Source organism: Suttonella ornithocola (assembly GCF_001889065.1).
GTDB lineage: Bacteria > Pseudomonadota > Gammaproteobacteria > Cardiobacteriales > Cardiobacteriaceae > Suttonella_A > Suttonella_A ornithocola.
Window position 1 is genome coordinate 1 of the sequence record NZ_LWHB01000053.1, and the last position, 12,971, is coordinate 12,971.

12 protein-coding genes and 1 pseudogene are annotated in these 12,971 nt (G+C 38.0%); 5 read left to right on the forward strand and 8 right to left on the reverse strand.

Annotated elements, in window-relative coordinates; genetic code table 11:
• Both ileS and lspA read left to right on the forward strand, forming a co-directional pair.
• Positions 1–2,642 (forward strand): isoleucine--tRNA ligase (gene ileS, locus A5N85_RS04355; protein ID WP_072576135.1); only part of this gene is annotated, 2,642 nt, incomplete at its 5' end.
• Positions 2,639–3,112: a signal peptidase II gene (gene lspA, locus A5N85_RS04360; RefSeq protein ID WP_072576136.1), complete on the forward strand. Its 474-nt coding sequence runs from the start codon at positions 2,639–2,641 to the stop codon at positions 3,110–3,112. The genes ileS and lspA, both read left to right, overlap by 4 nt.
• A 357-nt stretch (positions 3,113–3,469) precedes the next feature.
• On the opposite strand, the gene A5N85_RS04365 is transcribed toward lspA, so the two are convergent.
• From A5N85_RS04365 to A5N85_RS04380, 4 genes and pseudogenes are all read right to left on the reverse strand, one after another.
• The gene (locus A5N85_RS04365) at positions 3,470–3,958 is read right to left on the reverse strand and encodes an IS630 family transposase (RefSeq protein WP_072576137.1); all 489 of its coding nucleotides are present in this window, start codon (positions 3,956–3,958) and stop codon (positions 3,470–3,472) included.
• Complete coding sequence (locus tag A5N85_RS04370) at positions 3,958–4,314, reverse strand: IS630 transposase-related protein (RefSeq protein WP_072576138.1); 357 nt, start codon at positions 4,312–4,314, stop codon at positions 3,958–3,960. The genes A5N85_RS04365 and A5N85_RS04370 overlap by 1 nt, the downstream gene beginning before the upstream one ends.
• An 89-nt stretch (positions 4,315–4,403) precedes the next feature.
• Positions 4,404–5,300: pseudogene (locus A5N85_RS04375) on the reverse strand (YjhT family mutarotase); the annotation flags it as partial.
• Between the two features lie 424 nt (positions 5,301–5,724).
• Positions 5,725–5,922: a hypothetical protein gene (locus A5N85_RS04380; protein WP_072576140.1), complete on the reverse strand. Its 198-nt coding sequence runs from the start codon at positions 5,920–5,922 to the stop codon at positions 5,725–5,727.
• A 74-nt stretch (positions 5,923–5,996) separates the two neighbouring features.
• Here A5N85_RS04380 and gloA point away from each other — a divergent pair, with 74 nt between their 5' ends.
• The 3 genes from gloA (at position 5,997) to mutY (ending at position 8,516) form a co-directional block, all read left to right on the forward strand.
• Positions 5,997–6,503: a lactoylglutathione lyase gene (gloA, locus tag A5N85_RS04385; protein ID WP_072576141.1), complete on the forward strand. Its 507-nt coding sequence runs from the start codon at positions 5,997–5,999 to the stop codon at positions 6,501–6,503.
• 154 nt (positions 6,504–6,657) lie between these two features.
• Positions 6,658–7,503, forward strand: a complete 846-nt coding sequence (locus A5N85_RS04390; RefSeq protein ID WP_072576142.1) for a DMT family transporter — start codon at positions 6,658–6,660, stop codon at positions 7,501–7,503.
• The gene (gene mutY / locus A5N85_RS04395; protein ID WP_072576143.1) at positions 7,503–8,516 is read left to right on the forward strand and encodes an A/G-specific adenine glycosylase; all 1,014 of its coding nucleotides are present in this window, start codon (positions 7,503–7,505) and stop codon (positions 8,514–8,516) included. The genes A5N85_RS04390 and mutY overlap by 1 nt, the downstream gene beginning before the upstream one ends.
• A 65-nt stretch (positions 8,517–8,581) precedes the next feature.
• Here the strand turns inward: mutY and A5N85_RS04400 are convergent, their stop codons facing one another.
• The 4 genes from A5N85_RS04400 to A5N85_RS04415 form a co-directional block, all read right to left on the reverse strand.
• On the reverse strand, positions 8,582–8,956 hold the full coding sequence (locus tag A5N85_RS04400) for a response regulator transcription factor (RefSeq protein ID WP_072576144.1): 375 nt from the start codon (positions 8,954–8,956) through the stop codon (positions 8,582–8,584).
• A 25-nt stretch (positions 8,957–8,981) separates the two neighbouring features.
• The gene (locus tag A5N85_RS04405; protein ID WP_072576145.1) at positions 8,982–11,120 is read right to left on the reverse strand and encodes an ATP-binding protein; all 2,139 of its coding nucleotides are present in this window, start codon (positions 11,118–11,120) and stop codon (positions 8,982–8,984) included.
• 13 nt (positions 11,121–11,133) lie between these two features.
• Entirely contained in the window at positions 11,134–12,144 is a 1,011-nt protein-coding gene (locus A5N85_RS04410) for a galactose ABC transporter substrate-binding protein (RefSeq protein ID WP_072576146.1), read from the reverse strand.
• A gap of 506 nt (positions 12,145–12,650) precedes the next feature.
• Positions 12,651–12,899 carry a transposase gene (locus tag A5N85_RS04415; RefSeq protein WP_143143179.1) on the reverse strand — a complete coding sequence of 83 codons (249 nt, stop codon included), beginning with the start codon at positions 12,897–12,899 and terminating at the stop codon, positions 12,651–12,653.
• Positions 12,900–12,971 lie beyond the last annotated feature (72 nt).

Genomic DNA, 12,971 nt, shown 5'->3' on the forward strand with positions numbered 1-12,971 from the left:
AAGGACGTGAAAAATACATTTTGCATGATGGTCCACCGTATGCAAATGGTTTGATTCATGTGGGACATGCGTTAAATAAAACGTTAAAAGATATTATTACCAAATCGCGTCATTTATTAGGCTATGACAGTCCTTATGTGCCAGGTTGGGATTGTCATGGTTTACCGATTGAGCAAAAGGTTGAGCAAAAAATTGGGAAGCCAGGTCCTAAAGTAAGTGCTTCTGAATTTCGTGCGGCTTGTCGCAATTTTGCAGCAGAGCAAGTGGAACTTCAAAAAGCAGGCTTTATCCGTATGGGGATTTTTGGTTATTGGGATAAACCTTATCTCACCATGAATTTTGATACGGAAGCCGGTATTGTGCGAGCATTGCGCGATATCGTGAAAGGTGGACATGTTGTTCAAGGGTTTAAGCCGATTAACTGGTGTTTTGAATGCGGTTCATCTTTAGCAGAAGCGGAAGTGGAATATCAAGATAAGCAATCTTATTCTATTGATGTTCGCTTTGCGGTAAATGATGTTGCTGATTTGCTGAAGCGGATGAATGCAACAGTCAGTCCTGATGCGGTGGATGTGATTATTTGGACAACCACACCATGGACGTTGCCAGCAAACGTAGCGGTATCTGTGCATCCTGAGTTTGACTATGCGTTAGTAGAAACAGAAGGGCGTTTCTTTATTGTGGCAGAGGAGTTGATTCCTTCGCTAAAAGAACGTTGGAAATCAGAATCAGATTGGACAATTCATGCGCGTGCAAAAGGGGCGGATTTAGATAAAGTTTGGTTAAAGCATCCGTTTATTGAGCGTGATGTTTTAGTGATTAATGGTGAGCATGTTACGCTTGATGCAGGTACAGGTGCCGTTCATACCGCACCCGCGCACGGGGTAGAAGACTTTGAGGCCATTCGTCGCTATCCAGAATTGGAAATGGTGAGCTATGTGATGGGTAATGGCGTATTCGCTAGCGACACGCCTTTATTTGCGGGTGAGCATATTCATAAAGCAGAACCTAAGATTCTTGAAGAGCTAACCGCGCGAGATCGTTTGGTCAATGTGAGTAAGATTACGCACAGCTATCCGCATTGTTGGCGGCATAAAACTCCGACAATTTTCCGCGCGACTTCGCAATGGTTTATCAGTATGGATAAAAACCATTTACGCGAAACGGCATTAAACGGTTTAGAAAATGTACGTTTTACTCCAGAGTGGGGGCGTCCTCGTTTAACCAATATGATTGCCGGTCGTCCAGATTGGTGTATTTCCCGTCAACGCTATTGGGGCGTGCCGCTATGTTTTGTGGTGCATAAAGAAACGGGTGAGTTGCATCCTAATATTGTCGATATTATGGATAAAGCAGCAGATAGGATTGCTGAAAGTGGTATTGAGGCATGGTTTGAGTTGCCGTTAGAGGCACTCGTGCCGGCGGAAGATGTACCAAATTATGAAAAGCTGAATGATGTATTAGATGTTTGGTTTGATTCCGGAACAACGCATTTTGCCGTTCTTCGTCAACGACCAGAGTTGAGTTATCCAGCCGATTTATATTTGGAAGGCTCTGACCAACACAGAGGTTGGTTCCACTCTTCTTTGTTGACGGGTAGTGCGATTGATGGTCGTCCGCCGTATAAAGGTTTATTGACGCATGGATTTACGGTTGATGAACAAGGGCGCAAGATGAGTAAATCTTTGGGAAATGTCGTTGAACCGAATGCCGTTATTGAGCAAATGGGCGCGGATATTCTACGTTTATGGGTATCATCCGCAGATTATTCAGCAGAAGTGAGCTTGTCTAACAATATTTTGAAACAGCGTGCCGATGCTTATCGCCGAATTCGCAATACTTGCCGCTTTTTACTTGCAAATTTACATGATTTTGACCCGAAAGTGCATCAAGTACCAGTAGAGCAAATGGTAGCTTTAGATCGCTATGCAATGGCTGCCGCAGCAGAGTTACAAGACAAATTGAAGCAGCTGTATGAGAATTATGAGTTCCATACGATTTATCAGCTATTGTTTAATTTCTGTTCTGTGACAATGGGTAGTTTCTATTTAGATGTGATTAAAGACCGCCAATATACGGTTGCGACTAATGCTGTTGCCCGTCGTAGCGCGCAAACGGCGATTTATCATATTCTAGAAGCGATGGTTCGTTGGTTGGCGCCGATTTTATCTTTCACCGCAGAAGAAATTTGGCGGCATTTACCTGGCGAGCGAGAAGAGTCCGTCTTTTTAACAACTTTCTATGAGCAACTTCCTAGCCTAGACGGTAGCCAATTCGCTATGTGGGAATGGCAACGCTTTTTAGAAATTCGTGAAACGGTTAACGCAGCGTTAGAAAAAGCACGTAATGAAGGTGTTTGTGGTTCTGGATTAGAAACGGTAATTAAGCTTACCGTTCCGGCGGATGAATATGCGCTATTGAAAAAGTTTGGCGATGAGCTGAAGTTTGGCTTTATTGTTTCTGCGGTTTCTTTTGAGCAAGGAGAAACTCGTTCAGTAGCGGTGATGAAAGCGGAAGGAGCTAAGTGCGAACGTTGCTGGCATGTGTTACCAGAAGTCGGCGAAAATACTGAACATCCAACGCTTTGTCATCGTTGTATTGAAAATATCGAAACAGAGGGCGAAACGCGTCAATTTCTATGAGTAAACTGTTTTCCCTCATTATGGCAGCAGCGTGGTTTGCTGCCGATTACTTCAGCAAAGAATGGGCGTTGACAACGCTTTCGCAACACAGTATTCAAGTCAATGATTGGATGAATTTTCGATTGGCATTTAATCCCGGTGCGGCGTTTAGCTTTTTAGCAGGACAAGATGGCTGGCAACGTTGGTTTTTTGCGGCTTTGGCAGTTGTGGTTTCTTTGTGGTTGTTATATTCACTCATGGTGGACAAGCTAAGCATTTTAAGCCGAATTGGCTATGCGGCAATTTTAGGCGGTGCAGTAGGCAATCTTTATGACCGCTTAATTCATGGTCATGTGATTGATTTTATTCAATGGCATTATCAGAACCATTATTGGCCGACGTTTAATATTGCTGATGTTGGCATTACAGTTGGTGTTGCGACGGTCATTCTTGATGGTTTATTCAACCGGAAAGCCTCTCGAAAGTATTGATATAGTGAAATTACTTATCACCAAACGCTAAAAAACATATAGTTGAATTAGCTAAAAATAGGATAGTCTGTCGCTCTTAACTAGCACCTTGGCGGTAAATAATGTTCTGTTTTTGGCTGATTGCACTATATAGTAAAAGGCTAATAAAAGAGCTGCAGAAATTAGATCGCTATTCCAGTAAAGTATGTGTGCTTACTTTATTCATCTATCTTAACATTGTAACTATTCTAGTAGCCTTTCACTATAGCTAAACATCTTTAATTCGCATACATCGTTCGTTGATTTGCCTTACTTCACTAAAGTGTGTTGTCTGCGGTTTATATTCTTATGTGTGCGTTAAAATCATTTATAGTGCAATCATCTAAAACCCAACCCAATCCAAAGCAGATAAAAGAATAAAGTATCAATACAATCCATCCGCCATTCTTTGCGTATTTGCTTAATCCAAGCCCACATCTTTTCAATGGGATTTAAGTCTGGACTATAAGGGGGTAACCAAACTATTTCATGCCCATGCTCTTCAATGATTGCTTGAATATCACTGCGTTTATGAAAAGCGGCATTGTCCATGACAATTACACTGTTTTTAGGTAACTCAGGTAACAGTGCTTCTCTCACCCAATGAGAGAAAATATCGCTGTTAATAGAACCATCATATAAGCGTAAGGCAAACAATTCTCCATTGATAATGGCTCCAATCGCATTGCTCTGGTTCTTTAAATGCCAGTTATCACTTCCATGACAAACTTCTCCTTTTGTGCTGTAGCCATAAGGTCTATGAGCAAAGGTTTTAAAACCACATTCATCAAGATAGACTATCGGTTTGTCTTGAGCGGTCTTATCCACTATTTGTTCTTGAAAGTGCTCTCTTTTCTCTGTGTCGGCTTTTGGATGTTGGTTAATCTTTTTTTATGCGTTATCTTTAGTCGCTTTAGAGCATAACAAATCGCTGATTGCGAGCAATTAAAACGTCTAGCGCTTTCCCATTGGTAATCATCAGGATACTGCTCAATATCCTTAAGCAAGGCTTCATCATCAATCTTTGAGGGCTTACGCTCAGTAAAGCCTTTAGGATGGGGATTTTTAATCCAGCTATAGACGGTGAATTTGCTGATCTTGTAGCGCTTTGCAACAGCGCGCCAAGTTTCTCCATTAGCAATATCGTTAAGAATTTTTTGTCGGAATTGGCTGCAGTAGGTCATAGGATATGCTCAGTTTGTTTTTGATAATTCTACTATAAGTCGTTCTTTATATCTGCTTTGGATAGATTGGATTATAAATGATTTGACTATAATTGCCCAGATTCAAATTGTTGTCGTGCACCGGGAAAATTAGCCCCACCAGCAATTAAGTAATAATCATTTGAAAAACCTGAATAAGCACCGGCTAGACCTTCTTGTGGAACATCTGTTGCTGAATTCGGTAAGTTAGGTAATGCTTGCCAAGAAATACCTTTATCTGTAAAAGTTGCACGTGCTGCTTCTGCGGTTCTAAGTCCAGGCTTAACCTCTCCATTAGCAACAATTAAAGTATCGCCTTCAGCGGCAACAGCTGCACCAGCTCTGCCTGAAAAAGGTAATGCACCTTCGTTATACCAACGGTTTTGCGAAGGTTCATAACTAAACAACTGCGTATTAAAAAAATAATCTTGTGGTCGCTGATTAAAATACGCTGTCATTACAGACTTTTGCTTAGCCTCATCTTTACCAGCTGCCGTGTAGTCTTGGAAATAACCATTAAAAATAGAAAGATTAGACCCACCAATAAAATAAATCTTATCTCCTTTTGTCGCAGCGACGGTTCCAACCAAACCTAAAGGAGAGCGGGTAAGCAATTTTTTCCAAGTTTTCTCAGCAGGCTGATAAACATAAGCATCATTGACCAACTGTAGCTCACCTTTTTCATTTTTTTGCAAACCACCAAATACATATAGTTGCCCATTATCTGCTGCAATTACTGGTTGACTACGCTCTCCCCCCGGAAAGCTAGGAAGCTTTTCCCAATCTGCCTTATCTTGAGCGAGATTCAGGGCATAAAAGTCTTCCCCTAAAGATCCTAGCCCAACATAGACAACATCTCCAATCAATGCCCCTCCACCATCTTTAAATCCTTTTGGCAAATCGGGATAAGTATTTGCATTTGCTGTCATTGCAGTAACCACCAAAGTTGCTAAAAAAGTCTTTTTCATTTTTCCTCCAGTTTTTGCTTTTAATTTGCAAAGACTATTAAAAACGAAATACGCTTTAAAAACAATAGCTATTCCTTATTATTTAATACTTACATCTGGAATTCTAGAGACGATAGACAGTTTGAGACCTTTGCAAAAAACATAGAATAGAGAAATTTCAATTTTTCAAATTTTGAAAATATATTAAAATCATGTGTTAATTTTTCTACTAGTAACAAAAATTAGTGTAAAACGGAATTTTGCAAAGGTCTCAGTTTAATTTAGCCAACAGTTTCACATCAAAAAATGAAATTGTTATCAAAAATTATTTACGAAACTACCGATTAACACGCAAATCAAGAATATTTACCGCTTAATTTCTCAATAAATCAATCAGATATTTTTAGCGAGTGAATTAGCATATCCTTAGCAAAATACCGCCCTATTACCGACCGAATAAATTAGCAACCATCTCCGCTCGCTCTTCATCAAAACCTTTCTCACCCAAACGCGCAGCGAGTGCATACTCTCCGCTTAATCCTTGCTGATGAGCAACCGCTTGCCAACCTTGCAAGCGCTGCTCATCTGTTAACGATTTTTTTAACACTATTTCATATTGCTTTTTACAATCTTTCTTATCCATTGCCTTTTATCCATACTATGCGGATTGATTATCTGCTCGTTATAATAAAGGAGAATTTTTAAAGAGGAAAAACAATGAAGCATCAAGACAGTATTCATACACCAGCGCCAGAAACGCAAGGATTTGCTTTCGCACATACTATGCTACGCGTTAAAAACTTAGACAAATCCTTAGAATTCTATACAGGTGCATTAGGCATGAGTGTTGTTCGATTAAACGATTACGATAATGGAGAGTTTAGCCTTTGTTTTCTCACTTATTTAGCACCAAATGAAATGGTGCCAGAAGACGAAGCAGAAAAACGCCATTGGCTAGCCACTCGTCAAGGTGTTTTAGAACTGACTCACAACTGGGGAACTGAAAAACAATCAGACTTTTCTTATCACACAGGTAATGGCGAAACTGGCGGTTATGGTCATATCGCAATTAGCGTCCCAAACTTTGATGCGGCAATTGCATGGTTAGATAAAAATAACATTCCTTTTAAAAAGCGTCCTGAAGATGGCAGAATGCGCGATATTGCGTTCGTTTATGACCCTGATGGCTACTGGGTAGAAATTATCAAGCAACGTAATGACTAATCACAAAGCATCAAAGCAAACTAATTTAAGGGGTTAAGAATTAACCCCTTTTTCAATCAACGAAATTAACACAAAAATACCTTAACACCCTCTTTTCAAAGTATCTATTCTGAAAAAGATAAAAGATTTTATTGTATTGTGGACTTATTCAACTATGAACTATCTATTTTTTAGCATTTGTTTTAGCGTTGCTGCCTCTGTATTGCTCAAAATAGCTCGTCATCATCAGTTATCGCTTTCACAAATTGTTTTTGCCAACTATCCCATTGCAGCTTTATTAACCTACTTTATTATTCATCCACAGCTAGGACAGCCTGAAACCTATCTCTCTCATTGGTGGCTATTTCTCTCACTCGGTATTTTACTGCCCAGTATTTTTATTACCTTAGGTAAAGCCATTCAATATAACGGTATCGTTAGAACCGATGCCGCACAACGCTTATCTCTCTTGATTAGTAGCATTGCTGCCTTTTACTTATTTCATGATCAACCGACTACTGCCAAACTGATTGGGATTGGATTAGCCTTTCTTGCACTCTTTTGCTTGCTCTTTAAAAAAGGCGAATTTCAAATCCAATCCGGTGGTAGCTTATGGTTATTTGCAGTTTGGTTAGGTTACGGCATTATCGACATATTACTTAAAATCCTTTCCAAACAAGGCATCGCGACTTATAGCGCTTTATTCATTATTTTCACTATTGCGACTGGGCTGATGCTAATTTATCTATTAGCGCAAAAGAGCAACTTTCATTTTTCTTCCTTACTCATTGGCGGACTACTCGGCATACTCAACTTTGGCAATATTTATACCTATATTCGCGCCCACCAAGCCCTTGCGCAACAAACAGCAACCATCTTTACGCTCATGAATATCGGCGTTATCGTTTTAGCAACCCTTATCGGATTAACTTTCTTCCGTGAAAAAATCAGCCGAATTAACTTAGCCGGATTACTCATTGCCATTGTTGCTATATTCATCCTCTATCAAGGACATTTTTAATGACAACTTTTGCACAAAGACTCATCCATTGGCAACGACAACACGGTCGACATCACCTACCTTGGCAAACCAATGACCCTTACCGCGTGTGGCTCTCAGAAATTATGCTCCAACAAACGCAAGTAACCACCGTTATCCCTTATTACTTACGTTTTATTGAGCATTACCCAACCGTTATTGATTTAGCCAATGCCAAACAAGATAACATTCTTGCGCTATGGTCAGGACTCGGTTACTACGCTCGCGCTCGCAATTTACACCATGCTGCACAACAAATTCGCGACCAATATGCCGGAGAATTTCCCCGCACACGCAAAACATTAGAAACCTTAAAAGGAATTGGGCGAACCACTGCCGCAGCTATCTGTGCTTTTGCCTACGGACAAAAAGAAGCCATTTTTGACGGTAACGTCAAACGCGTTCTCTCGCGACATCAAGCCATAAAAGGCGAAGTCAATCCTCAAAAAACGCCTGCTTTATGGCGCCTTGCAGAAAATCTCCTTCCTGATAACCCTCAAGATATCCAAGCCTACACACAAGGACTTATGGATTTAGGAAGCTTAATCTGTACGCGTGGTCAACCAAAATGCGAGCGATGCCCTGTCGCAACAGATTGTCGAGCCTATTTAGCGGGACAACCCACCGCCTATCCTGAGAAACGCCAAAAACAACCCAAACCTGAAAAAGAAGGTTATTTCCTATTCATTACGACCACGGATAACCGTATCCGCTTAGAAAAACGACCAGAAAAAGGCATTTGGGGTAACCTTTGGGCATTTCCATGGTTTGAGTCCTTATCTGCACTACATCAATATGCCGAAGAACATCACCTTCAAATTAGCGAACACCCCCCTTTAGAACATACGCATCACTTTACCCACTATACCTTGCATCTACATATCTATCCGGCACAAACACATTCTCCACCGACTGACAAACAGCGAGACACTACCGCCACCGAACGCCAACAATTAGCTATTCCTACTCCAATCAAATTAATTATCCAATCATAAAAAACCCTCTCTGAGAGAGGGTTTTTTATAAACAAGTAATAAAACTGATAACATTTACATTTCTATCAATCTTCTTCCTCGATAAACTCAACTATTTCATTTAATGCTTTTAACAAACCATTTTCTGTAAAAGGTTTAGTTAAAAATCCGCTAGCGCCTAATTCTAATGCTTCCAATCCTGTCGCCTCATCATTAAGGGCAGAAACCACTAAAATTTGTACGGAAGGATGAACTTCTAATAACTTCGGAATTGTTTCTATTCCATCCATTTCTGGCATAGTTAAATCTATAGTTACAATATCTGGTTGATATTTTTTACAAAGATCTATAGCTTCTTTACCATTTTTAGCCATACAAACCACTGAAAACTGCTCTTCTGTTGTTCGGCTAATTCGATTACGAATAATCATTGAATCATCAACAATCATTAAACGATACATAATCACTCTCTATTAATTATCAAAATCATGCTGAAGGGAACATAAAATCAAAACGCGTACATTCTCCAGTTTTTGACTGAATTTGCATTTTACCACCCAACGATTTTATGCGGTCTTTCACAACATCCATACCTACGCCACGACCCGCATCCTCTGTACTCTCTACTTGAGTTGAAAAACCAGGTAAAAAGATGGCACGAAATAAAGTCTTTTCATCTAAATTTTCTGCTGCTATTGGGCTACAGATGCCTTTTTCAATAAGTCTTGCTCTAATAGCTTCTTTATCAATTCCTGCACCGTCATCTTGTATTGTAACCTGATAACTATCAGCTTTTTCCGTCAAAGAAATTATGATATGACCTATTTCTTCTTTTCCTTTTGCTATCCGCTCTTGAGGAATTTCTATACCATGAACAATCGCATTGCGTAGCATTTGAATAATAATTTCCTTCAAACGATGCTGTACATCATCTGAAAATAAAACATTTTCAAATCCTTGGATAGTAATTTTAACTTTTTTATGGTTACGCTCAGCAATTTGTTGAGCAAAGTTCTTAAGTGTTATTTCCAAACTATTCGCATTACTTTGAGCATTATTACCTACTGAAAAATGCATATCTAAAAGACGAGTACGAATTCCATTTAGCTCAGTTGTCAAACGGAAAAATTCTTCTAGTAAAATCGTTATTCTCAAGAAGTCATTACCCGTAATATTGGGTTTATTGCTGAGGAGTTTTAAATGATTTTCCATTTCTTCAGCAATATCTACAAACCCTGTCAGTTGTAATGCTGAAGCTTCACCTTTAAAACTGTGAACTTCACGGAAAATCATTTGATTTTTCTTCTCTAAGATATCTAGCGTATTACCTTTTTTCTGTAAAATTTCATTGATTTTATCAGACATACGTTCTGCATTTTTCATAAAGCTCGCTAGAATATTCGGTTCAATTTTTAATAATTTCATTAACATATCAAATTGAGCTTCATTTTGCTTACGCTCTTTTTCTAATCTTTGCTCCATCTCTACGGACTCTGTAATATCAGAGATGCTAACCAGTGCATGAACTATTTTTTTCCCTTCATAAGAACGCGTAAAGTTGAATCTTAAATAACGCTCTGATTCATCATTATTATCTTTAATCACTAATCGACGAAGCGGATTTAAATCTCCAATCAAATTTTCCCGTGTTTTGCGATTAAAGAGTTGTTTAATAAAACGGCGAACATTAATAATATCGGTTTCGCCAATTAAATCATGTAAAACATCATCAAGCTTTCTTCCCGTAAGATTTCTAATTGGGAAAATATCTCTTAACTTACGCGACTGCTGCTCGCCAATAACATAATTTTCATCAATCAAGAATAAGCCTTCTGTAATTGTATCCATAATTTCTGTAGTTTCGCGCCGCGATTTTGCTAATGCTACATCTGATTGCAACAAAGCTCTTAATGATCTAAAAACAATGAAAAAGAAAATAGATAACGCAATAATAATACCAATAATTTGAATTAACTGAATAAATTTTGCCTGACTTTCTGCTTGCACTTGTAATGCAGTAGAAACATCATCTAATTCTAATAATAAGCGAGTGGTATAAATACGCGCATAATCTGTTGCAAAGGTCACTACATTAGATTGAATATTGTTATTTTGATAATCGTTAATAAAATGATCAATCATCCCTTGGAAAGGCATCCATATTTCTCGTACTCGCTCTAAATTCTTTCTTGCAGAGGGAATTTCAATAGCAGCAACTTTAAGTTGTTCTCCATCTAAACTGAATAAGCTCCCTCCATTTTGAAGTACATCCAATACTTCACCAAAACGTTTTTTTGAAGCTGAAAGTGCATTAAATTGTTTAAAAATCTCTTTTTTTAATTCCTGAGTATCAATTCTATCTTCATCCTTATTAGCAATAGCTAGGCTAATATCCGTTAAATTTTTCGCAATATCTTGAATGAGACCAGATTGCTGAGAAGCAATATTAATAGCGTTTGCAGAATCTGCGACTTTAAAAGATTGATAATAGTTGAGTAAAAGAATTGATAAGTTAAAAATAAGGAATAAAACAATTGAAATAATAATTTCTTGATACTTTTTTAAGCTAGATGCCCATTCAAATCGTTTTTTTTGCTGCTCAGCATTTAAAGCCAATTCTGCCATGATGTATTCTCCCCTATTTATTATCGATTAAGTGATAAGGAATCAAGATAGTTTGATATTCCATCTTATAATCTATCCCTTCAGTAGCCCGATGATTATGCGCAAGATTTGCTACTACTTGCAAAGCGACCTCTGCTTGTGTTTTAGCATCATTTAGAACGGTTCCAGCCAATTCTCCTGATTTTAATAAAGCTAAAGCTTGCGGTGTAGCATCAATTCCAAAAACAGGTTTTTTTATCCCTGCTTGCTTTAGTGCCTCTAATGCACCAATTGCCATTGTATCGTTATTCGCTAAAATCACCTCAATATCTTGAATTAAACCTTGCTCAATCCAAGAACGGGTAATTTCATTTGCTATATTGGCTCTAAATGAAGCTGATTCCAAAGCTATTTGTTGAGTCTTATGCGCTAATTCTGGATAGCTACTCATCGTACCAATAGACCATTTTGTACGAGCAATAGCACTAGGATTTCCTTCAATCCCTGTTAACATTGCAAATTGAATCACCCCATCTTTATTCTTATCCCATTCTGGATGCTGTTTCCATTGTTGAAGAACATCCAATCCCTGCAATACTCCCCCTTGTACAGCATCACCGTCTAGAAAAACCGCTTTATCATAGGAGAATAAAACATTTTGTGCTGGACTACGGTTATAAAAAACGACAGGAATTTCTCTTGATCGAAGTTTTTCAATAACTTTATCCGCTTGCTTAACATCTACCATATTGATAATAATGGCTTGAACACCTTCATTTAACATCTTATCAAGTTCAGTAAACTGAATTTCTTGATTATTTTCTGCATCAGCAGCCAATACTGTTAACTCTGGAATTGCTTTCCCATAATTTTGAAAGCTTTGATAAGCTTCAGCAAAAAATGGGTTTGCTGTTCCGCTAATTAATACACCCACCGCAGTTGGTGGAAAACTGGTCTCTTCTTTTTTCTGCTTAGAGAACAAATTATGAATTTGTTCGCACCCTATCAAAGAAAAGCATAATAACCCTAATAAGTATTTTTTCACTAATAGTCCTTCGGCTAAAATTAAACATACAATAGTATGGAAGATTACACTTCCATCTATTGTTAAAATGGTTTGCTACCTCCTTGGCTTTATAAAGTTACCAAAATTACAGCTACACTTCATTCCAATAACTTTTAGTCCTGTATTATTTTTAACATAAATAAATAAATAAATAAATAAATAAATAAATAAGATAGAATAATATTTCAATTTTTACAAGCATTTAGAAAAAATATAATAAAAAATATTTTTATAACTTCAGCGCTAAGGCTATAGTTAAAGGCTAATAAAAGAGTTACAGAAATTAGATCAAGACCTTTGCAAAAAAACATAAAATAGAAAAATTTCAATTTGTTAAATTTTAAAAACACATTAAAACAATAGTGTTATTTTCTACTAGTAGCAAAAATTAGTGTAAAACGGAATTTTGCAAAGGTCTCAGATCGCTATTCCAGTAATAGTATGTGTGCTTACTTTATTCATCTATCTTAGACACTATAGTGCAATCATCTAAAACTCAACCCAATCCAAAGCAGATAAAAGAATAAAGTATCAATACAATCCATCCGCCATTCTTTGCGTATTTGCTTAATCCAAGCCCACATCTTTTCAATGGGATTTAAGTCTGGACTATAAGGGGGTAACCAAACTATCTCATGCCCATGCTCTTCAATGATTGCTTGAATATCACTGCGTTTATGAAAAGCGGCATTGTCCATGACAATTACACTGTTTTTAGGTAACTCAGGTAACATGCTTCTCTCACCCAATGAGAGAAAATATCGCTGTTAATAGAACCATCATATAAGCGTAAGGCAAACAATTCT